Source organism: Clostridium sp. AM54-37XD (assembly GCF_003478225.1).
Taxonomy (GTDB): domain Bacteria; phylum Bacillota; class Clostridia; order Lachnospirales; family Lachnospiraceae; genus Coprococcus; species Coprococcus ammoniilyticus.
Genome location: NZ_QUEV01000005.1, coordinates 120,402 through 143,581 on the forward strand (window position 1 = coordinate 120,402; position 23,180 = coordinate 143,581).

General features: G+C 39.7%; 21 protein-coding genes. 1 reads left to right on the forward strand and 20 read right to left on the reverse strand.

Annotation, left to right across the window (positions count from 1 at the left end; genetic code table 11):
- Nucleotides 1-29 precede the first annotated feature (29 nt).
- The 13 genes from DXA07_RS06270 to DXA07_RS06340 form a co-directional block, all read right to left on the reverse strand.
- Nucleotides 30-1,175, reverse strand: coding sequence for a stage III sporulation protein AE (locus DXA07_RS06270; RefSeq protein WP_118483882.1), 1,146 nt, complete (start codon nt 1,173-1,175; stop codon nt 30-32).
- 4 nt (nt 1,176-1,179) lie between these two features.
- On the reverse strand, nt 1,180-1,566 hold the full coding sequence (locus DXA07_RS06275; RefSeq protein WP_021944766.1) for a SpoIIIAC/SpoIIIAD family protein: 387 nt from the start codon (nt 1,564-1,566) through the stop codon (nt 1,180-1,182).
- A 12-nt stretch (nt 1,567-1,578) separates the two neighbouring features.
- Entirely contained in the window at nt 1,579-1,779 is a 201-nt protein-coding gene (spoIIIAC, locus tag DXA07_RS06280) for a stage III sporulation protein AC (RefSeq protein WP_008401466.1), read from the reverse strand.
- Between the two features lie 15 nt (nt 1,780-1,794).
- Entirely contained in the window at nt 1,795-2,322 is a 528-nt protein-coding gene (locus tag DXA07_RS06285) for a stage III sporulation protein AB (RefSeq protein ID WP_021944767.1), read from the reverse strand.
- Between the two features lie 18 nt (nt 2,323-2,340).
- On the reverse strand, nt 2,341-3,354 hold the full coding sequence (gene spoIIIAA, locus DXA07_RS06290) for a stage III sporulation protein AA (RefSeq protein ID WP_118483962.1): 1,014 nt from the start codon (nt 3,352-3,354) through the stop codon (nt 2,341-2,343).
- Nucleotides 3,355-3,577: 223 nt separating this feature from the next.
- Entirely contained in the window at nt 3,578-3,766 is a 189-nt protein-coding gene (locus DXA07_RS06295; protein ID WP_201815390.1) for a nitrogenase component 1, read from the reverse strand.
- A 14-nt stretch (nt 3,767-3,780) separates the two neighbouring features.
- A complete protein-coding gene (locus DXA07_RS06300; protein ID WP_117808494.1) occupies nt 3,781-4,218 on the reverse strand; it encodes an Rrf2 family transcriptional regulator in 438 nt (145 codons plus the stop codon).
- Between the two features lie 563 nt (nt 4,219-4,781).
- Complete coding sequence (locus DXA07_RS06310) at nt 4,782-5,600, reverse strand: hypothetical protein (protein ID WP_117823470.1); 819 nt, start codon at nt 5,598-5,600, stop codon at nt 4,782-4,784.
- Nucleotides 5,601-5,730: 130 nt separating this feature from the next.
- Nucleotides 5,731-7,158: an MATE family efflux transporter gene (locus DXA07_RS06315; RefSeq protein ID WP_118483886.1), complete on the reverse strand. Its 1,428-nt coding sequence runs from the start codon at nt 7,156-7,158 to the stop codon at nt 5,731-5,733.
- A gap of 78 nt (nt 7,159-7,236) precedes the next feature.
- Nucleotides 7,237-9,969 carry a leucine-rich repeat protein gene (locus DXA07_RS06320; protein ID WP_118483888.1) on the reverse strand — a complete coding sequence of 911 codons (2,733 nt, stop codon included), beginning with the start codon at nt 9,967-9,969 and terminating at the stop codon, nt 7,237-7,239.
- Between the two features lie 93 nt (nt 9,970-10,062).
- On the reverse strand, nt 10,063-11,043 hold the full coding sequence (gene rfbB / locus DXA07_RS06325; protein ID WP_118483890.1) for a dTDP-glucose 4,6-dehydratase: 981 nt from the start codon (nt 11,041-11,043) through the stop codon (nt 10,063-10,065).
- Nucleotides 11,044-11,609: 566 nt separating this feature from the next.
- On the reverse strand, nt 11,610-13,007 hold the full coding sequence (locus tag DXA07_RS06335) for an ATP-binding protein (protein ID WP_118483892.1): 1,398 nt from the start codon (nt 13,005-13,007) through the stop codon (nt 11,610-11,612).
- A gap of 206 nt (nt 13,008-13,213) precedes the next feature.
- Entirely contained in the window at nt 13,214-15,298 is a 2,085-nt protein-coding gene (locus DXA07_RS06340) for a hypothetical protein (RefSeq protein WP_118483894.1), read from the reverse strand.
- 340 nt (nt 15,299-15,638) lie between these two features.
- Here DXA07_RS06340 and DXA07_RS13425 point away from each other — a divergent pair, with 340 nt between their 5' ends.
- Nucleotides 15,639-15,926 carry a hypothetical protein gene (locus DXA07_RS13425; RefSeq protein WP_243015422.1) on the forward strand — a complete coding sequence of 96 codons (288 nt, stop codon included), beginning with the start codon at nt 15,639-15,641 and terminating at the stop codon, nt 15,924-15,926.
- A 156-nt stretch (nt 15,927-16,082) separates the two neighbouring features.
- Here DXA07_RS13425 and DXA07_RS06350 read toward each other — a convergent pair whose 3' ends face one another.
- From DXA07_RS06350 to DXA07_RS06380, 7 genes are all read right to left on the reverse strand, one after another.
- Nucleotides 16,083-17,960 (reverse strand): P-loop NTPase fold protein, encoded by a 1,878-nt coding sequence (locus DXA07_RS06350; protein ID WP_118483896.1) that lies wholly within the window; start codon nt 17,958-17,960, stop codon nt 16,083-16,085.
- A 24-nt stretch (nt 17,961-17,984) separates the two neighbouring features.
- Nucleotides 17,985-18,839 carry an IS66 family transposase gene (locus tag DXA07_RS06355; RefSeq protein ID WP_348980771.1) on the reverse strand — a complete coding sequence of 285 codons (855 nt, stop codon included), beginning with the start codon at nt 18,837-18,839 and terminating at the stop codon, nt 17,985-17,987.
- 62 nt (nt 18,840-18,901) lie between these two features.
- Nucleotides 18,902-19,261: an IS66 family insertion sequence element accessory protein TnpB gene (tnpB, locus tag DXA07_RS06360; protein ID WP_118483898.1), complete on the reverse strand. Its 360-nt coding sequence runs from the start codon at nt 19,259-19,261 to the stop codon at nt 18,902-18,904.
- 216 nt (nt 19,262-19,477) lie between these two features.
- Complete coding sequence (locus DXA07_RS13040; RefSeq protein ID WP_182427521.1) at nt 19,478-19,627, reverse strand: hypothetical protein; 150 nt, start codon at nt 19,625-19,627, stop codon at nt 19,478-19,480.
- A 383-nt stretch (nt 19,628-20,010) separates the two neighbouring features.
- Complete coding sequence (locus DXA07_RS06370; protein ID WP_182427523.1) at nt 20,011-20,214, reverse strand: 4Fe-4S dicluster domain-containing protein; 204 nt, start codon at nt 20,212-20,214, stop codon at nt 20,011-20,013.
- A 451-nt stretch (nt 20,215-20,665) separates the two neighbouring features.
- Nucleotides 20,666-21,637 carry a nitroreductase family protein gene (locus DXA07_RS06375; RefSeq protein ID WP_118483902.1) on the reverse strand — a complete coding sequence of 324 codons (972 nt, stop codon included), beginning with the start codon at nt 21,635-21,637 and terminating at the stop codon, nt 20,666-20,668.
- A 433-nt stretch (nt 21,638-22,070) separates the two neighbouring features.
- A complete protein-coding gene (locus tag DXA07_RS06380) occupies nt 22,071-23,123 on the reverse strand; it encodes an acyltransferase family protein (protein ID WP_118483904.1) in 1,053 nt (350 codons plus the stop codon).
- Between the last annotated feature and the right edge of the window lie 57 nt (nt 23,124-23,180).

Here is a 23,180-nt window from a genome sequence, read left to right on the forward strand (position 1 = left end):
TGCATGTACCCGGATGGACAACCAGCTTTTCACCTCGCAAGCAACGTCATAAGCGTGAGGGAGATGATAAATAAAAAGGAAGCACACCAGATGCCACGCAGCATCAAACCGATGGTCTGTGCCATAATGTTAATGCCGTCGGAAAACCGTTTATCTCCCAAGGGCTGCACAAATGCGGATACGATACGGAGAGTCAGATAGATCACCGCGATCTTGGTAACCGGCAGAAGCACTGCCAGCAATACGACGACCGCGCCTGCAATTCCGATAGCATTTTTCAAAACCATACCCGAACCGAGCAGGATATCCGAGACGTTCTTAACCGTATTTCCCCCCGGCAGCATCCCGAACGCTTTTAAGACAGCATTTCGTTCCAACTTGTCCACAGATGGAACGATCACACCCTTTATCACATTCATTCCGGTTACAACTGCAAACATGGTTTTCAGGATCCATCCTGCAATATTCCTCAACAACGTAACTGTCCTTGAAAAATGATCCTCGGCATTTAACTTATTCACCAGTCCGACCACCCCACTGCATTTGGCAAGCGGAAATACGATCTGAATGATCACCTTCTCGCACAGAAAAATGATCAGCACCGTGATCTGATAGGTAAATTCTGCCGTGCCTGCACCATTTGTATAGGAGACAGCCAACGTATAAGCAGGTATAAAAGTGATCATCAGATCCGTAAGATCCGAGACTGCCGACACCGCTATATTGGAAACGATCGCAAACATTCCGAGCAGGATGGATGCCACCATCAGATAGGTGACAAAGAAGCCGTTTCCACCTACCATCTTTCCAAACTTTCCGGACAGATTCGTGAACACCGAACCCAGAATGACAACGGCAAGAAGCTGAAGGAGCAGGCGATTATTGCTTTTTATCTCTCCTGTAAGTGTCTGCTGTATGGTTTTCAGACTATAGTCAAGCAGTCCCTGAAGGTCTCCGTTTCGTATATAGGATACGACCTCCCGAAAAGAGAGTCCTGCCTGTTCTTCTGTCAGCATGTCCATCTCGTCAAAAGCATTTTCATCAAGTCCCAGATCCGTCTCATCGACATCTAAGGTAGCTGCCCTGCTGGTCTGCCCGCCAAAACACACCACAGATAATAGGATCGTGAACGCCATTACGCCTGCTATAATCATTTTCGCTTTTTGTCCTCTCATAGTTCTACCCCATCAGACGAACAACCATATCGATCACATGGAACAGGATTGGCAGACTCATCACCACCATTGTCACCCGTCCGGCAAGCTCAATATGCGAAGCGATCGCACCATAGCCTGCGTCCTTACAGATATTTGTCGCAAATTCACAGATATAGGAAATGCCAAGCATCTTAAGCAGGATCGATATATACTCCATATTGATATTGATGTATCCGGTGATGCGGTCGATGGAATCCAGTACATTTCCAAGTCTTCCTATGATAAAGCTGACAATAAATAAACACGCTCCAATACTTAAGAGCGTGCTGTATTCTGCATTCATTTTCTTTAGTTTTATCGCTACTAAAACGACCAGAACCGATGCCATACATACCGTAACAAGACTCATGCCTTTTCTCCCCTATCCACCGATATTTACAAGCTTCATAATGTCATTAAAGAATTCTACGATATATGGAATGATCCAAGAAAGTACAAGAATCAGTCCTGCCAGATTCAGCAGGAATGCCAGCTCGTCCTTCCCCGAATGCTTTAATATCTGATTCAACAGTGCTACAAGGATTCCTACCGCACCTATCTTCAATAATAACTGTATCGTCATAAGCTCCTGCCACCCTTACCCTATCAGTATTATCAAAAAGATCCCTCCGAGTAATCCAAGTGATCTGGATACTTTATTTATCCTGCGTGCCCTGTCCTTCTGTTCCTCATACTCTGCCTGCATGTTCTGTTCCCACAGCTTCAGATTCCTGATCTGCATATCGACATCCATATAACACAGCCATTTTCCAAGCTCTTTTACCGCACCGATCTGTGCGTCCGTCAGATAGCTGTGTTCCATCAGACTTCCGATACTGCCTGTCCAGATCTGCTCAAAAGAAGAAGCATATTCTTCCGTCCGGAACTGCAAAGCCAGCCCGGCAAGCCAGTCTCCGATCCTTCCCCCTGCTTTATCCGATCCTTCCCGAATGATCTCGGTGATCTCCGATGCACTGTATGCCAGATGCCCATTTGCCATCCGGACAAATATCAGAAGCTCGTAGATATCTTCCACTCGCCGGTTTTGATAAACTCCTATCGTCTTTCCTATCCCATAGGAAGCTGCGACCACCAGAAGCATTCCAAGAATCTTTATATATAACATATGTACGCCTCCCTGCACTTATGACAGTTCTGCTACAGCCGCTTCATTTTCATATGCCGATGTCAGGCGTTCATCCTCTGCCATAAAGAGAACACTTCCCCGATCGTCAAATATCGTCCGGATCTCTCCTGTCCGTTTGCGATTGCTCAGCACGATATATCGTTCAAATATCCTCTCATCGACCAGCTTCCGAAGTCCCGGACGATTTCTGATATCATCAATGGAATTGCCATGTACGGTTGCGATCAGCTTACAGCCGCAGTTGATCACGCTGTAGATCGCATCGATATCTTCCCGGCTGCCAATCTCATCCACCGCTATGATCTGCGGTGACATCGAACGGATCAGCATCAGCATTCCATATGATTTTGGACAACAGTCAAGAATATCCGTCCGTATGCCGATATCATTTTGTGGTACGCCTTTATAACAGGCTCCGATCTCAGATCGTTCATCTACGACACCGATAGTATTTCCTTTGAATCCTGGAAATCCATCCGACAACATCCGGATCATATCTCTAAGAAGTGTGGTTTTGCCACATCGCGGTGGGGAAATGATCAGTGTATGAAATGTCTCATTTCCATTTATTATGTACGGAAGAACCTTCTTACAGCATCCCTTAACCTGATGTGACAAACGGATATTGATAAATGATATATGTCTGACACTCTTGATCATTCCAGATTCCAGAATGACTTTTCCCGCAAGCCCTACACGATGTCCCCCTTGAATCGTTATAAATCCCTGCCGGATCTCATCCTCATATGCATAGAGTGAATAGTTACTGATATATTCCAGCGTTTCCCTTATATCGGCAGGTGCTACCATATATGCTTTCTTACATTCTGTGGTTCGCGTTCCCTTCTCCGTCACAAAATATTCCCGATTATCATAGATCACGATCAAGGGTTCATTCATCCTAAGCCTTATCTCCTGAAGCTTGTTATAATCATATATCTCACTCGAAAATATTCTCCTTAACGCTACGGATAATATCTTCAATATTTCATTCTCTCTGCTTTTTTCCAAACTGATCCACCTCATGCATATGTCATCTGTAACCATTTTCACCTGTCAGTTCCATCATCTGCCAATACTCGAAAAGCATCTGCTTTTCTGATATGATCTGATACCTAAAGTAGGCTGTTACACACTTCTGATAGTTATAATGTATGCATGACAAATGAAAATTAGAACAAAAAAATACCACATTTCTTTCTGAATTTTTCAGAGTGAAATGTGGTATCTGCTTTTACAGATTATCGTATAAATCTTCGGTAAAGGTCAGGCTTCCCCGATATCCCGCATATGTCCGGTTAAATACCAGCCGTTCATTCATCGGGAAGGAGGTCAGGATGAACTGACAGTCCTTTGTCAAGGCCACTTCGCGATCATTGCTGCTGCCAAGAATCAATGTGATCTCCTTTTCTTCATGTCGCAAATGTCTATCATATATTAAATAACGTACTGGTCTACCATCAGGTTGTTTTGCCAGTCAACGAGATCGGCTAAGGTGATTCCCTCAAGTACATCCTGTATTGCCTGATCAAGTTTCTCCCAGATCAGTACGCTGACACACATACTTCTGTTTTCGCAGTAAGCTGCGTTATCGCCGACACAGTCTGCAGGTGCCAGACTTCCTTCTACTGTTTCTAAGATCTGCCGCACCGTATAATTCTCCGGTGAAGCATATAACATGTATCCTCCACGCGCTCCACGGATACTTTTTACCAGTGATGCCTTATTTAATATTGCAACGATCTGCTCCAGATATTTGTCTGAAATATGCTGTCTTCTTGCAATATCCTTTATCTTAACCGGCTCACCATTATAATAGGTGGCCAGATCCAACATCAGTTTTATCGCATATCTTCCTTTTGTTGATATCTTCATCTTGACCTCCCTGTCGTTGTTATCTGATTCAAATGATTCCATACATCTATACATCATCTGAATCTCATCTACTTTTTCTGCAAACATGATAAATTATCATTTTACATTATAGTATACTATTTCTATAGGCTTTATCAAGTACAAATTTATTTTTTATGGCAATCCATCCGGTGTTCCACATCCACAGCCACCATGACCACCATGTCCACCACAACAGCCTGCTTCTGTATGATCACCTTTGATGTTACGCCCGGTCGCTCCTCCACATCATTGATCGTCCGCTCACAAAAACGGCATCCGATGTTTTATCCCGGACTCACCGGCATATGAATCCGCCCGGCATTATTTTTCTGTCCTCCAAAACACGGATGTGAGTTCTGAAGATCCTTATATGTATTGCTTCCCATTTACTTCGCCTCGTTTATCCTGAACCATAAAAAAGACTTTGTCCAAAACAGCTGCTCTTTTTATATCCCCAAAGAGCCTGCTGTTTCAGGCAAAGTCTTTTTCATTGTATTATATTTTCTCTTTCATCTTCTTAATGATCTCTTCATTTGCAGTACTTACTTTGCGTACTCAAAAAATCCGGAATCCGCGGATTTATTATAGATTGCATAACAGTCAAGTGTTGCTGATCCATCAGCACTTTCCTGCCACCAGGAAAGGAATGCTTCCGGCAATTCTGAGACAGGTGCATCCGGAGTGTAGAAATAGATCTCCGTTCCACTGTCCATGCCGGATGGTTCACCCGCTTTATAACGGATACCATCTTCGATTTTTTCCTCATCTTCTGCTACTTTCACGCTATCCAGAGTCATCGAATATGTATAATCGTTTACCTTCTTGATATCTTTGAACTGTCCGCTGAAATTACAAACATATACGGTCCCATTTGGGTATTCATTCTCATCTCGTTCTCCCATTTCGGAATCAGAAAATGCTCCTGTAAATGATCCATCCTGTGATAATGTTAATGTTGTACTCCATCCACCGGCTCCACTGCTAAAGATCATGTCTATCGGATATGTACCCGGCAGAGCGGATACAGCTTCTTCCTGTAATTCTGCTGTAGAAGTACCTTCCTCTGTAGCACCGGCATCTTCTTCGGAAGAAGCCGCTTCAGTGGTCTGTGTCTCAGTCTTAGCTTCTGTGCTGGCTGCCTCTGTTGTCTGCGCTTCCATCCCGGCTTCTGTACTGGCTGCCTCTGTTGCCTGTGCTTCCGTCTTCTCTGTCGTTGCTTCGGTTGATACCTCGGTTGTTCCTTTGTTCTTTTCTGTTGACTCTGAGTCTGCGCCATTGCATCCTGCCAGCAAACTAACTGCAAATGTTGCCGCAAGTGCTACCGTCATAATCTTTCCCGACTTGGTTCTATTCTTTCTCATAGCTTACAATCCTCCTGCATTCATCTGTAAATACGTTTCTGGAATTCTTATTGTGAATCTCATCACAATGCTTTTCTTCGGCTGTTTTTCGAATATACAAAGTATATGTCCGTTATCTGATTTTGTCAGCTTAATTATTCTTTATAGATGTTGCATTTCGTTTACGATTGTTACGGTTCTTTAACCAATCTTTGAACTCCGGCAAAGTCTTTCTTCCGGCTTCTGTAACCGGCTTCACCCATTTGCCTGATCTGGTATAGGCAAGCTCGATTGCCAGGCGCACCAGTTCATCCGTATATACAAATGAAAATACCGCGAGGAAAGGCAGATGTAAGACCATACCTGCGATCCACGTTGCCGGAACGCTGACTAAGAATAAACCGCCAATCTCCACATAGGTTCCGACTCTCGTCTCGCCTGCTGCCCGGTATCCCTCATTCATAATATAGTTACAGGTTCGAACGGCACCGAAGAACAGGTAAATGTATAACATATACATGCCATACCGAAGTGCCTGATCCCCCAGTCCAAATAAGCCAAACAATGGTTCATGTAATAACGCACAGATCAGCACAATCCCGAAAGTAACTGCCGGACAGAACAATGCCGACCGCTTCATAAACCGGTATGCACCCTTATGGTCACCGGCGCCGACAGACTGTCCGATCACAACACTGGTGGCATTTGATAAGCCACCGAAGAATGCATAGACAAAGCCCTCGCATACACGGAACGCTGCCATGGCGGCGATCGCAGATTCATTCTGATGTCCGATCACGATATTGATCAGCATCTGTCCAACTCCATAAAACAGTTCGTTACAGAGAATTGGAAATGCATTTGCCAGATATACTTTGATAAATCCGCCATGGAATAAGAACATCTGACTCAGGCGAATCCGCACCTTGCATTTTGAACGCATCAGATAGATAAACAGCAGTAATAAATTGATGATTGCAGATGCAAGTGTTCCGACTGCTGCACCGGCTGCACCCATTTTCGGTGCGCCGAATTTACCGTATATCAATACAAAGTTCAAGCAGAAATTCACTACCAATCCTACGATGGAACAGATAAGCGGCGCTTTCACCCGCTCTGTCGAACGGAGCAGGAAGCTGATAAGTACAGCAAATACCTGAAGCGGATATGCCCATCCGACAATCCGCATATACGGCTTTCCGATTCGGATAAATACTTCTTTATCTGTATATACCCCCAATAAGAATTCCGGTCTGATGATACACAGGGCTGCAAATGCAAAGCCCACGATTGCCATGCAGATGAAAGTGATACCGAATGTACGATTAATTCCCTTTTCATCATCCGCCCCCCAATACTGGGAGAAGAACAGGATCGACGCACTGGCAAATCCCCAGTAGCAGCTGAAGAACAGGGAACTGATCTGGGAACAGATACCAACTGCTGCCACGCACGACTCTCCTAGCCTTCCGATCATGATCGTATCGACCATACTGGCTGTTGTAGTTAATAAATTCTGTAATGCGATGGGAAATGCAATCGTCAGCATCACATACAGAAATGATCTTTTATTTTTCATATGTATCTAATATTGCTCAGGAAACCTTAATCGTTATCTTCTTCGATTTTCCTCTATATTTTGAAGTTCCTTTTGCCTTTACCGTAATTGTATAGGTCCCTTTGGCGTTCCTTTCCTTACTGTTACCTTTCCTTTTTTGCTAACAGTAATATATGCTTTCGAAGCCTTTGATCTGGAATATGTCACCTTACCCTTTGCATTCTTTACCCCGATTATAAAGGAATGCTTTTTGTTAAGCTTTCCGGTTGATTTTTTTGCTTTGTAGGTTTTTGAAGCCACCTTTACCTTCATTGGATTCGACTTTTTAATCATTAATTTCGCTACATTGGATTTCGCTGAATTGCTGGTTGCTGTTGCTTTTGCACTTGCAATTACATAATAGGTTCCAACCTTGGAAGGATATGTAGATAACCGCTTCGTACACTTCGAATCTGAATAATATTTATAGGTAATCTTCCCTGCCGCGCCTTTTACGCTTGCAGCACCTATCTTTTTTCCCTTTCCAGTATAGGTAACTGTCTTATTCTTCAGTGTCAATGTTGGTGTGGTCTTTGTAACCTGTGACTTACTCTGCACCGTCAAGGTAAGTGACGTTTCATGATATTTTGTTTTTGCTGTGATAGTTACTTTACCACCGCCCACAAATGTAATCTTTCCATTTTTATCTACCGTTGCTACACTCTTCTTATCTGAGCTCCATGTGATATTCCCGCTTGTAAATGGACAATACATGCTAAAACCGGGATTTACCAGAACGACCTTCGCATTTACGCTCTTGCCTGCAGTATAAGTATCCTTGTCCATCTGTATAACAAATTTATAAGAATATGTCTCACCATCACCCCAAACAATACCGTCCGTCGTAATTGCTTCTGTAAATTTCTTTTTCGGAATATTGATATTCTGTGTTATGGTACGGTCTGCCTGCTTCTCTGCCGTCTGAGCATCTGTATTTGAACCAAAGCACTGTACCCAGGTATAAATACCATTTATATAAAAGCAGCCAACTCCTATCGTAGTTGCTTTTTTACTTAAAATATTCTCCTTGTGTCCCGATGAATTCATCCAGTCATTCATGACTGCTGTTGCAGAAGACTGATTGATCGCAACATTTTCTGCATTCATATTCTTATTTGCTGAAAAGCAGCTTGCACCATCCGGCCTGGTATGTGAAAACAATACTGCCTGCTCACCGGCACGAATCATAGCCGTTTCTAACAATCCGGTATCCATCGTCAATGCATCAAGACCATTCTTTGCACGTTCTGCATTTACCTTGTCTAATACCTCAAATGCCTTCGTATAATCTCTTTTTCCTTTAATCTGAATTGTTTCTGCATAACGGAATCCATTGTAACCAAACCGCACCAGTTGATTATTGTTGCAGGTGATCACAACATCCTTTGCAAATGCATTTTCATCTACAAACTGCGTAGATGCAGGCAGCGTTATCTGTTTCAGGGATGGACAATTTGCAAATGCCTGACGATATATCTCTTTTACTTTTGGAAGATATACATCTGTTAATGCATAGCATTGTGCAAAATCAGCATATGTCACATATTCCAGTCCCATACCACGAAATGTTACAAGCTTCTGGCAGCTGTTAAATACCGATCCGTCCCAGCTTTTTATCGTTGCCGGAACTGTCACCTCGACCAGACTGTTACAACCTAAAAATGTCCGCATACCAAGTGATGTCAGACCACCAAAATCAATGGAAGTAATCCCTGTACATTTTTCAAACATTGAATAAGCGCTTTCTTTCATGCCTTTGCCAAACTTTACTGTTGTTATCTTGGTACAGCCCTGAAATGCAAAATTACCTGCTTCACTGATCTTATCCGAAAGTGTCAAGGTTCCGGATAAGCCGGACATATAAAATGCACCTTCTCCTAATGTTGTTACATTGGAAAAGTTTACCGTGTTCAAGCTGACATTATTATAAAATGCATAATCTCCGATCTTCTTCACATTCGAAGGTATCGTAAATGAGCCTGTTCCTCCATTAAACGGATACATCACTAATTCGGACTGATCCTTGGAATATACAACTCCATTCCGTGCAACATAGGCTGTGTTACCTGCTGCAACCGTATAACTCTCTATCGTTGTATTTCCAAAAAATACGAGCGGCGATATAGAGGTTACACCTGCAGGTATTGTAAATGTTATCGGACAGTTATTTTGAAATGCATAGCTTCCTAAATCCGTTACCCCCGGTATCTCAATCCGGGTAACAGCTTTACAGTCACAATATGCTCCAGATCGAATCGTCTTCACAGAAGATGGCAAAACCACCTCTTGCAGTTTCGTACATCCATAAAATGCAGCCTCTCCAATCTCTTTCAGAGTATTCGGATAGGTTACATCTGTAATATCATACATTTCCACAAAATTCTGGCTTCCGATTTTTGTAATACCACTTTTTATTACAACCTTTTCAACATCTAAAGTATACCATGGTGCCTTATCAGAAGAACTGGCGTCCGGCATATCTCCTTTTCCTGATATCGTAAGTGTTGTGCCAGAAAGCGTCCATGTTACATTCTCCCAGGTTCCACTTTGTGAAGTATCATTTGATGTACTCTGCAATGCAAGTTCCTCATCACTTGTATATAATTCCGGTCCTGCATTTTCCGACACCTCATATCCCGTTGCAGGCGTAATATCCCCTGTGCTTTCTTCAATAGCTGCAGTAGCAGTTGTCATATTTTCTGCATATACATACCTGCCTGTTGTACCTAACATGCTGCAAATGGCCCCTATTCCTAATAATACTGCAATCCTGCTTCTCCCTTTTTTTCTCATAATTTCCTCTCTTTCTGCAATTACTATTCTTCGTGTAGTTATTTTTTCTCAAAAGCTTCAGCTCATCTCAACTTGCACAAATACTTATTCATCTTATCTGGAAATAATCATCTCCCACCATTTCCTATTATATAAATACCAACGGATTGTCTCCTTTATCCCATCCTCAAACTTTGTTTCCGGCAACCAGCCTAATTCATTATGTATCTTTGTTGGATCAATAGCATAACGCAAGTCATGACCTTTGCGGTCTGTTACATGCGTGATCAGACTTTCCGGCTTGCCTAGTTCCTTGCAAATAAGCTTTACAATGTCAATATTCTTCATTTCATTATGTCCGCCAACATTATAAACTTCTCCAACGCGACCCTTATGAATGATCAGATCAATTGCCCGGCAGTGATCCTTTACATACAGCCAATCACGTACATTCACACCCTCCCCATAAACAGGTAAAGGCTTGTCTGATAATGCATTAATAATCATAAAAGGAATCAGCTTCTCTGGAAATTGATATGGTCCATAATTATTCGAACAACGGCTGATCGTAACAGGAAGTCCGTATGTCCTATAATATGCAAGCACTAACAAATCAGCAGATGCTTTTGAACTGCTGTACGGCGAACTCGTACGAATCGGAGTCTCCTCTGTAAAAAATAAATCCGGTCTGTTCAACGGAAGATCTCCATATACTTCATCTGTACTTACCTGGTGATACCTTGCAATACCATATTTACGGCAGGCATCCATCAGCACCGCCGTTCCTTTGACATTCGTATCTAAGAAAATCTCCGGATTCTCGATGGAACGGTCTACATGACTTTCGGCTGCGAAGTTCACTACCATATCCGGATGTTCTTCTTCAAATAGCCTATAGACTGCCTCTCTGTCGCAGATATCAATCTTACAAAAACGGAAATGCGGATTATCCATCGCCGAAGCTAGTGTAGATAAATTTCCCGCATATGTAAGCTTGTCCATACATACGATACGATCCTCCGGATAACTGTCCAGCATATAAAATATAAAATTGCTTCCAATAAATCCGGCTCCTCCGGTTACGATAATTGTCATGGTGTTTATCTCTTATCTATCCTATCTATGGTCTCAAATCTGCCCATGTTCGATGATTTTATATTAATCCTAATCATATTCCAAGTCAACTTATCGCATAAAATCGGAGTTAAATTACCAAAAGTTACACCCAGACATGCTGTTTATTACATCAAAGTTTTTTTTCACCCTTTTTCTGCTATGCTTTTCCTGTCGACAAAACAGGCGCCAGCTCTTTCCTACCCGTACGGAGCAGGAATGTCTCGCTGAGCTCCGGAAGCATCCGCAAAGTTACTTTGCTTATCAGAACATGACGCAGGAACGGAAGAACCGCTTTCTTGAATTTATGGAGGGTACGAAAACTCTGCCTTTAACCTATGAGCCGTTTTTCAAGAAGCTATTCAATCCGGATATCTATCCGGAACGGTTATCCAGTCTGATCAGCAGTATCATCGACATAAGGGTGACGGTTCAGTGTATCCTGTCAAATGAAGACAGCATGCTAGCCTATACGCATCTTCTTCTCTCTAAATTTGGGTATAAAAATACCCTGCCGGTTTTCACCAGCAGGGCTGACATCGAGTTGTTTACTTGTAAAGGTCCTCCAAGGTGATCAGCTGAACTTCACCTCGCTCCCGTGCTTGGAGCAGTCCATCCGTAAATCCACCTTTAGAGAAAATATAGTAGTGATAGGTGTTTCCTTTTCCGAAAACTGATGCATAATCCCTAATCAGCTCAAGCTCATCCACACCAATCTTCTCATTCCTATATTTGCAGGAGCCAATAATATACTCTTTTCCTTCTACGGGAGTTCCAACGATGTCGATCTGTATCTGCTTTTTCTTCTTGGAATCAGTTCCCCACCACTGACCAATTTCATTTAGTTCAATGGGGAGCTTGTCGGCATAGTACAACAGATAGTCCTGACACATCTTTTCAAATATCAAACCCATGTAATCGGGAAGATATTGTTTTACGGCGTGTGGATAGGTCTTTGCAATTCTGTCTGAATCAATTGCACTCATATTGACCGGGACAAAACGATACCAGAACCGGAAGAAGTTATCTGCCAGCAGGTAGATTGTTTTCTTACCAGGTTTTTCACTAATTGGAGTCTCCTTTTTTACAATGCCTAGGTCAATCAAGGTTTTGAGATATTTCGATACAACAGAATTATCCTCCCCGACCTTCATCGTAATATCATTCAGTCGTGATGCTCCCTCAGCAATTGCCTTAATGATGGCATTATAAATGGCCGGCTCTCGCAGTTCCTGTTTGAGAAGATTTGCCGGCTCCTCATACAGATAGCTGGAACGGTCAAACAGATTGTCGAGCAATGCTTCATCTACACTGTCTCTTACATCCAGCTTGTTAATATAATGCGGAACACCACCTGTGATACCGTAAATCAGCGAATTATCCTCATCCGACAGATTCGGATGGAACACAGCTGTTTCCTTATAATCCAACGGTGCAATCTTAAATTGAGCTGTTCTTCTCCCATACAATGGGCTTTCTTTCCCAAGCACCTGACTTTCCATAAAGCTCATTGAAGAACCGCAGAGAATCAGGTACATCTTGGATTCCATCCACTTATGATCAATAATGTGCTGTAGCATAGCCGAAATAGCTGGTTTTGCCTTTGCTAGATAAGGATATTCATCAATAACAAAAACCATTCGTTTTTCTTTGGAAAGTGCTGTCAGCTCGTCCAGCGCAGCATCATATGACCGAAATTCCGGTGCAGATTCCATATCCGGTCTCTCAAAAGTCATGATCGATTTTGAAAGTGCCTCCAGATTTTCCTTCCCTGTCGTGTTGAGTGCCGAGAAGAAAATGGTCGGTTTTTCTTTACAGAACTCATTGATCAAGGCGGTTTTACCAACTCGCCGTCTTCCGTAGATGACAATGCATTCAAACTTGTCACCTTCATATCGCTTATTCAGCTTTCTAAGCTCATTCTCACGGCAATAAAACTGACTCATTCGCCCACCTCCAATTTATTATACTCGTGAGTTACTAACTCGTAAGTTACTTTCTTACGAGTATAATAACTTACTGGGTGATCGAAGTCAAGCGAAATGGCGTGAACGCCATGGCTTAAAGGCTTCACAGTCAGGAGGCTCTCATGAATAATTATTGTGCATTTAGCAACAATTTATGGATATATACTGCATATTTTCTCCACGCATTATCCTTTAAGCTGCAATGCATTCCAAATGTCCACATAAACATCTCCTGCACCAGTAATCATCACAAGCTGTGTTGCACACATATCTAAAAAAACATCCTGTGTATCGCACACGCGAAGCATCGTCCATACCTGCTGCAGACTCCGAAACAGAGAATTAAAAAATACATCTCTGGTTGTATATTTCATACCATCAAACAGCCTCGCCGCTGCCAACTGGATATTTTCTATTCTTTTATTTAATCGATCCAGATTTTTCTCCTTTGTTTGATCCTTTGCATGATATGTAACCCGCAGTACACTCTCTAAAAAATTCTCAGTCATCATGCGATCTGTCAGGAAATCGTACTCCGGCATACAGATACTCATCGCCATCACCGGTTTCCTGCCAGGTATATAATCCTGTATATGATTTCCCAACTTATCATATAGTGCAATCAGCCCCTTCTCTTTCAAGCGTATCCTATGCCACAAAATCTGCTCCTGTGCATACAGCATACCATCGCCAAGTACACTCAATACACTTACATCATCTGCTTTCTCGTAGCTTCCGGGAAGCGGACATTTCTTGATCTCAACAAACATCACACGCTCCTTTCCTTCCAGGATCATATCGCAATCACGTTCTGCAAGATCTCCATCCTTATAATATTGCCCTGTGATATATGAAAAACGCTTCTCCCGAAACATTTGATAGACCAGCTGCTCCAGATACTCTCCCTGATTCCTGCTAAACTTCGTTCCATACTTTGCAAATAAGATCTGAAACATCACTTCATAAAATCCATATCCCGCCATCCTGCCATCCAGACAGAAATAAGTATCCGCATCCAGCCTGACAAGAGGCTTTCTCCAGCTATTTGTCTCATCCAGATAATACACAAAATCCTGATTCACCATATCAGCATCCAATGCAGTATCCAGCAAGATCTGTTCTAATTTGTAAGTGCTGATTCTCAGACGTTCCGATAATTCCTGCCTTTTAAATATCCGGGGGCCCTTTGCTGCATCCATCACATATATAGCAAATTCCAAATAATTATGAAAAGAATATACTCTCATTTTATCTCTGCCTGTACCATAAAATGGTTCCAGCATGTTTTGCAAAAGAAGCCTTACAAACTCCGGATGATATTGCCTTGGAATACAAAGTTTTTCAAAACATAGATTTTTCGCCAGCCGATATGGAAAATCCTCCAGATCAATAAAAACATCTTCCCAGGTCATATACCCCTGCAGCTGCAGAACCTCCAGATAATCCTGTGCCATCCGTATCAGCTCCTGATATCTGTGCTCTTTATATGCATTTGTGAATATTGATTCTGTCTTCAGAAATTTTAGCGACAGCTGAAGTAAATATTGATACGGTATTCTTACTTTGATATGGCGTTTTTCTCCCATTGATATCTTATTTCGATAGATCAGGTATCTTCCAAGCTTCTCATGATATCGTGCACAAATCTCCCTGTCAAATAACTGACGGATCACATACATTCCACCAAGCTCTTTTATCCGTCTTTCTAATTCCGCAACCAAACACTGTTCGGAATCCTGTTCAAACTCCGGCTCTCCATTTACGATCTGAAATGAAAAACCTGCATTGATCAGATTTCTCGTTGATTCGATCAATACTGCTGTCTCTTCTGACATTTTCGGCGCATAGGGCTTACCGGACTTCTTCGATGCCCCATAAAGATGTCCGATGGTCTCCATGACCTGTGGCAGGTTGCCCATCTTAAAATAGGTTCCATTTGGCAGATACGCAAGCACATGCCCCAGAATATCCAGTTCAAGCTGCATATCCCGATTATTTATTGCTTCCTCTAGCTGCATATGTACAATGATCCGGCGAAAATCAACACTTTGAAACCATGTCCCTTTCAATGTTTTTTCTCTTGCCTCTTCCCGTTTGTCCGTACAATCCGCCTTTCCATCGTCAATGAAAGCTGCCAGACTTTTTATTGCTGCTTCGCATTCTTCTATTGACCGGTCACTGTTCGTCCATTCACCTCTCCGGAGTCTATCCGCCAGATCGCATGCTGCTTGATATAATTTGTTAAATGTTGTTTTATTTTTTAAATCCATATTAGCCTTGTCCCCCCTGTTTGGTTATTTATAGTCTGAAGACCGTTTACACAAATCGTGATATATGAAAAAAGTCCGAATGCGTGTCTAACTGATGCATTATCCGATATCTACCTGCACCATGGCAAAACCGTTCTTGATACTGGCATCAAACTGAAACTTTTACAGAAATTCTATGTGGTTGTCCTTGACGTTTTCCGTGAAAGTAAATATGCTAAAGATATCAATGAGTTAAACGCTTGGTTGTCGTCTACTGACTGCACAGTCAGTAGACGACCTTGCTACACTGGTATCTGACTATCCATGGATGGAAGCCATCTGCAAGGATATGTACGAATATATGTATGATTCCGAGAAGGTTATCACTATGTTTTCAGAAGCACTTCGAATGTTAGATGAGAATACGGTTCACTATATGATCGATGAACTACAAAAGGAACGAGATGATGCAGTAGCCGCTTTATCCGAAAAAGACTCCGTAATATCCGAGAAGGATGCTGCTCTATCCGAGAAGGACTCCATAATATCCGAGAAGGATACTGAAATTGCAACAGTTCTTTCTGAGAAGAACTCAATGCTTTCTGAGATTGCCGCTTTAAAAGCTCAGCTTGCGATCCTTAATAAATAAAGCAACATTCGTGCCAAAGCATTATCTTATCATAATTATAACGCATGCTCATATAACTAACTTATGCCAGACAGCTCCAATAGGGGATGACTGGCACTTTATCGTAAAGGGCAAACCACTATCATCTAATACCCTTATTTCCAGTTGCTTTCATAACTACTCTCCCTGTATCAGTTTTTCAATAATCTCAAGAAACGAATTCGTATGCATAGCTGCAATCTGCTTTTCTGCTTTTTTATATTCATCATATATATTTTCAAGACGTTTCTTTAAATCGCATAAACCTTCTAATGTCTCTTCCAACTTTATATCCGGCATACTCTGATATGATTTCCATATTCCCTCAAAATAACCAGGGAAATATACCTTGTCCGCGTTTGTTTCTCTCTTAAAAGCCTCTGCTGTTGCCTCTGCCATCATACTATCAAATACACCAAAACGATGATTTTCTGCATATGCAAATGCCTGAGCAGAATTTTCTTTCATTAACTTAATATACTGTCTTTGGTTTCTGGAAAAAATAAACTGATTTTCCTCAAATATCCGTTGGATGCTCTGATATATTTCCCATTCTTCCGGCATAAAATATGCTCTTTGCTCCTCACAAATTCTTCTACGGATATGCGGCTGTCTGTCTCCTGTTTCAATCAAACCAGAAATCTTATTCTTTACTGCTGATTGAACTTGATTCCAATCTACTTCCGGAATTTTTATTTCGTATTTTCTGGCCATACATATATTTTCAATCAATAATATATATTCATCCAAGGAAAGCTTTCCTGCATATGCATATTGTATTACGTCTGGAAATCCTTGCATAACAATATCATCTTCCAGATCGATGATACGATTTGTTCGAACCTGATCCTGTGGCTTGCTTGCACTATCACGTTCTATTACATCATCTAACTCCATATTCATATCTTGATCAGACCATTTTCCAGATCTGATCCATTGAATCATTCCATTTATCATGTATCTTGAATTATAATATCCAGGATATAAAATAGCCATATTATCTGTGGAAAATAAATCTCCATATTCTGTTTTTTCCATGATCAACCCAGCCCGATATGCAAATGTATACGTCAAATATGAATATAACCATCGCTCTTTGTCTAGCATATCTTTTTCTACCAACAATTCATAGATACGTTCAAAATCCTGAAGTCCACACTTCAAACTTCGAATATTGTGTGGTCGCCTCTGTTGTAATGAAATTCTACGTTTTTCATCTTCTCTCTGTTCTTCCCTGTTTCTATTCAGCTTCTGCCAGCTGCTATCTGTTATATTCAATGAACCACCAGTTGGTGCAGTCCCTGAAAAAATTGAAGCTATTGTAGCCTCGTTCATACTTAAAAATTCAGAATAATTCTTACACCTCCAGTTGTTTCCTTTAATAATGTTAGCAACTACTCTTTTATAATTTCCTTCAAAATGAATTGTTCTCTGTATCAGCTTTTCTTTCATCTCTTTATAAAAAGAATCAGTATCATTTTCTTTTACCTTCTCTTCATTTGCTATGACGATGGTAGGAAAATTCTGATTCTCACAATATTCATTTATACATCCAAATCTCTCTGACTCCGACAATCCGGTCCGCTCCAGATCATCAAAAATCAAGATAACTACTTTATCTGCTATTTTATTTCTTATTGAAATACAATTCATAATATCTACAGACAAAATACTGCCAAAGTTCTTTACTGTATCCGGCAACAAATTTCCAACTTTTGTGCTGACATCTTTTAAAGCATTTGCTGCTTTTTCACCAATTTCAAGAGATTTTTCAGAAACTCCTTTTTCCTGAATAAATGCTTCTATCCATTTTTTCTTAACAGTTGCATGTAATTCCTCTGTTGTTGCTATTCCAAACAGACTAATACGAAGCAATATATGAGTATATCTCAAAGCATCTTTCAACTCATGCTCAATAAAATATGTTTTTCCACAACCCCATTCTCCAGTCAGAAGTATCGCTCCAGCTGGCTTTATTTCCCTGCAATAATATTCTAATTCTTTTAAACAATCCATATATATATTCCTCTTTCAAACATCTTAATTTTCAAAACAATGTAAACGTTCCACTGTAAGTACCCCACTATAATTAGCCGCTCGTCTGAGCGGCTTTATTTCTGTATTATTTCCTGCATTCTGCAAGGAGTTCAGCTGACTAGGGCAGAAGTTTCTCGCAGAAATCATTGTTCTTATCATCATGTGTTCCGGGATTTCTGTAAGAAGATAGTTAAAGTATTCATACAGTCTGAGCTTGTTTGCTTTTGCTGTTTCTACAAGGCTGTATATTATGGCACTGGACTTGGCTCCATTTATTGTGTCACACATGCCCCAGTTTTTTTTACCGATACAGAAACTTCTGATACTTTGTTCTGCGGCATTATTATCTATCGGGATCTCTCCATCATCCAGAAATCTCCTGAGATATTTTTCCTGGTTAAGTGAATAGGTCATTCCATTGTGAGTCTTGCTCTTGGGCATGACCTTATCTATGTTTATACGGATCCAGTTAAAATATGCATCTACAAGTGGCTTGATAAATTTCTGCCGATGTTTTCGTCTCTCCGCCGGTGACATATCCTGAAGCTTAGCCTCTTCATGATAGATCTGCTGTATCTGTGAAAGGGCAAGATAGGCCAGACTCATTTTCTGTTCACTTTTCGGAAGTGACTTAACTGCTTCATCATACCGTCTGCGGCTGTGTGCCCAGCAGCCTGATATCTCAAGATCTTCCAGTTCTCCTTCCAGTGTATGATATACCTGATATCCATCTGTTACACATACTCCTCTGAAATCCTTAAGGAATTCCCTTGGGTGATCAGCCTTCCTTGTCTTTTGATAATCGTAAAGTATTACCTGCCTGTCCGACTGATATTTCCCTGTTCTATATACCCACATATAGCTTTTACTTCCTGCAGGCCTTCCAAGATATATTTTTCTCCATTATGCACAAATATTTATCAGCTCATATATTCGAAAGATACTTCTTTAACTGCCTTTCGTGGTTCTATAGTAAGCCCCTCCATCAGCCATCTGAATTGTTTTGGTGTGAGACTTTTAACTTTGCTTGCATTGCGCGGCCACTGAAATGAACCATTTGCAAGTTTCTTGTACAGGAGTAGAAATCCATCACCTTCCCATACAAGTCCTTTGATCCTGTCAGATCTTCTTCCGCAGAATAGGTAAAGCGTACCTGCTGTTGCAGGGTTCTCAATGCCAAGGGATCTGAGGACTCCGGCAAGGCTGTCTATACCATACCTCAGATCTGTTCTGCCACATACTATGTATATTTCAGAAAAACCAACTGCATCATTCAGCATCTACAAGGACCTCCATGATGGAGCGGATCACTGCGGGAGCAGCACCGCCATCGATCTCTATGTGTATGCTGCCGCGGTCTATCCTTATTCTTGAATTGCTGCATGAATCAAGGTTATTCTGATAATCAGCGCATTCCAACTTGACTATCTGTGACTTCTCCGATTCAACTGGCAATTTTGGTTGAGGACCAGAGGACTGCATGCACGCCGCAAGTCTCAGCGCTTGAACCAGTAGTAATACTGATCCTTTGATATGTTATTTTCAGCAAGCCGGTCCTTTGTTGTCATACCGTTGTTCCTGCATTCCTGAATAATCGCAGCCCAGGTCTCTAACTGCTTTTCCCGAATAGCAAGTCGTGTTGCCATAATCTACCTCCCGAATATTTGGAGTTTTCGTTCTTATTTTCCAACTAGTTGAGGTAATTATAAAAAAATTCGGGTAAGATGGATAGGTACCGGCTATGGAGCGTTTATTCAATATCATACTCCTGAAGAAGCTGTTGAATGATGTTGCGCTTTCCTTCTGTCATTACTACTTTATGTACAGGTTTCTTTTCTCTTCTTGCCATAATAAAAGGCCTCCTATGATTTATATTTTACCATAGAAGACCTTGTTGTCATTAGATATTTACAGAAAAAGTTTCACACACTCAAAATTCAACCATCTATTCTATTGTAACAGAATACAAAATTCTATTTTTCTATCCTATTAAAACGCAAAATATATTTATTATGTTTTCTCAATATTTTTATAAAGATTTTCTTACTTTCTTAATTGGACATACTTTCATACACATATAACAACTCACACATTTTTCTGAATCGACTTGCGGATAATCAAATCCCTCTTCATCCGGCACCATTGTAATTGCTCCTTTGGGACATATGGCATAACATGCAGTACAACCACAACAATCTTCTTTACTTTCATATAATATTGGCAATTTTTTCATAATCACGCTCCTATCTGTATATTTTTCAAGTATAGCACATCTTAAAAAAATGAACGATTATTTGATTTAAACATTTTTCTTACTTGCTTGGAAATATTTCAGATTAATTCCTCACGATTACTATTTTTTGCATGAATAAACCTTGATAAATAAACAGCACCTATCAAAAATATCAACTCAGTTAGTTTAAAGGCACCGCTATCATAGAAAACCTATTACTAGGTTGACAATTAATAGTGATATCAAGTCTAGCGTTAAGCGGTATATCAATATCGTACTTAATCGTCATATATATTTTTAAACATGATGATATTTAAAAAGTTCACCTATGATGACTTGATGCTCCTAATTATTAAAATAATAAAGATTGCATATGAAATAAATAGTATATTCATGCTTGTTACTTTATAAGATATACACTTTTAACTTTAATACTTTTATTAACTTATTCTCATACTTCTATGTAAATATCACTGATAGGTCTTCTTACAGAACAAGGGATAGTATTCTCTGGAAGATAATATCCGGCTCCCACAATAACACCGATTCTTTCGCTATCCTTTAACCCTAACAATTTTCTGATTCTTCTATCTTCCGAATGCTTATTAGACCATTGTAAACAACATGAACCAATCCCTTTGGCATGTAACGCGTTTACAAAATTCATAGTACAAAGACCAGTATTCAAAAGACCTTGTTGTCTCTCTCCTGAATAAGCAAATGCCGCAAGATCATATGTGATAATAAAGAAGTTTACATGTTCCTTATTAAATCCTGGCAAACCAATAATAACCTTATTAAGTTCAGTTTTTATTTTAGTATCTTTAACCCCAATCACTCTACACATCTGTCGATTACATGCAGTTGGAGTCTCAACAAATGCTTTTAATGCCAATTTTAAGTCTTTGTTTTTTATTGGTTCATCCTTATAGTCTCTAACAGAATGCCTTGAAAATATTATTTTCTCAAAATCTTCTTCATTCTCTAACTCTATAACTGGTAAATACTTCTTATATCCAGTTTCATAAACAAACTTCTTTGTTGACAAAAATGCAACCACTTCTTTGTAGTATTTTTCAGATTGCCAATTATGTTCTTCAAAAAAAACTTTCCATGCATTTAAAACTGATACTCCAACTTCATATTCAAAACAGCTCTTTTCTGAATAATTTCCAAGCAGCCTCATTAGATCTCTGACTTTATCAAAACCAAATGGCCTAGGATTAGGCATACACATACCTTTTTCAAGACTATGCACCAAAAGCATAATACTATATCTATAATCACCACTTTTTTCTGCTGATTCTACATAATATTTAGCAAAGTTCTGAGCATCGTGACAAAACTCATTATAAATTTTCACCTTTTTCCCAAAGCATCTTATTACGGGATTTGATTTTAATATCTGATTAACATTCATCATTATATCCTTCCAATCATAAAAATATAAATATAGTTCTCATAAATTCCCTATGTGAAACATAAATGCATTATTTAATACGTCTATGGATATAAAGCACTTTTCCTCCCTTGTCTAAAACAAATAATCATAACCTTCAGTAAAATACTATTTCCTGTTACCAACATATATAATAATTAGAGCAATTTCTGGGAACAAGTTTAACATACCCTGTGTAGTTCCCAGATCCAGCAAATTCATTATTATACCTATTTTGTCACATAATCATTTATTCTCTACAAACTATTTTCCATCCCCCAAAATTTTCTACCTCTAGTGCTCTTTTTTAGATATTATCTAACAAAAAAGTTCGGATTTAATTAACTAAAATTTTTCTTTATTTTACTATAACCTCTCTTGCAAATCTGCCGCAATAGCAATTCTTACACCATTTATACTAATTATGTGCACAGTAATTTTTTTCATATATCCTTTTATCCTTTTTTTTCCCCACCGCACAAGGAATATATCTATTTATGAAAATACTGATTATTGCCAAAATTATAATAGTCAAAACTGCACTAAACACCCACTCCACATAATAGAATAAATTCACGTCTAAAAACTTATCAATAAAATGAACCACTTTTTCACATATGGGAATTACAATTTTATTTTGAAAAGCATAAAAAGCAAGTGTATTAGCAGATAAAAATTCTATTATCCTATTTCTCTCAATTTCTTTCGAAATCAGAATAATAGCAAGACTTCCTAGTATAGATGTAAAAATAAAAATGAACACTTGACCAATTTGGCAATTGTAAATATCTACATCACCCCAGATTCTCGAAGCACTTACAGCAACTATACAATTAATTAATAAACTGAGAATTCCTTTGAAACCGCTTTTTTCTGTAACTGTTCGTTTTATGTAATTATTTGCTGAATTCCCTATAAGAATAAAGCCTGCTGATATTGGCAATGTATCAATACTATATGGTAATCCACCAACAATTTTCCATACACATGGCGATATTAAAATCAAGACTACCCCCATTAAGAAAATTACCTTGTTATTATGTACTATTTGTAGTATTGCATAAGTAAGAAGTAACCCAAAAAACAAACTAATCACAAACCATAGAATATAGTAATAATCAGTTAATCTCCATCCTAATACAACACCAAGCAAATCATTTATAGCTTTTTTCTTATTAAACACTGCCAAGCCTATAAAGGACATAGTAATTTTAATAATATTTTCCATTAGCCATACTAATATATTCAGTAAAAAATAGGGAACTAATAATCTCTTTATTCTCTTCAGTAAAAAATCTTTAAATGATCCCTTTGTGTTTAAAATTATACCAGAAATAATAAAAAATAAAGGCATATGAAATGAATAAATCCATGTATGTATTAATGATGGAGTGGATGATATATGTCCCACAACCACAAGAACACATGCAATTCCTCTAGCTATATCCAAAAAATAATCATGCTCTCTCATTTATTTTCCTTTCTTTTAATAAATAGGTACCCTCATCTATGATGTCTTCCTCGAGTT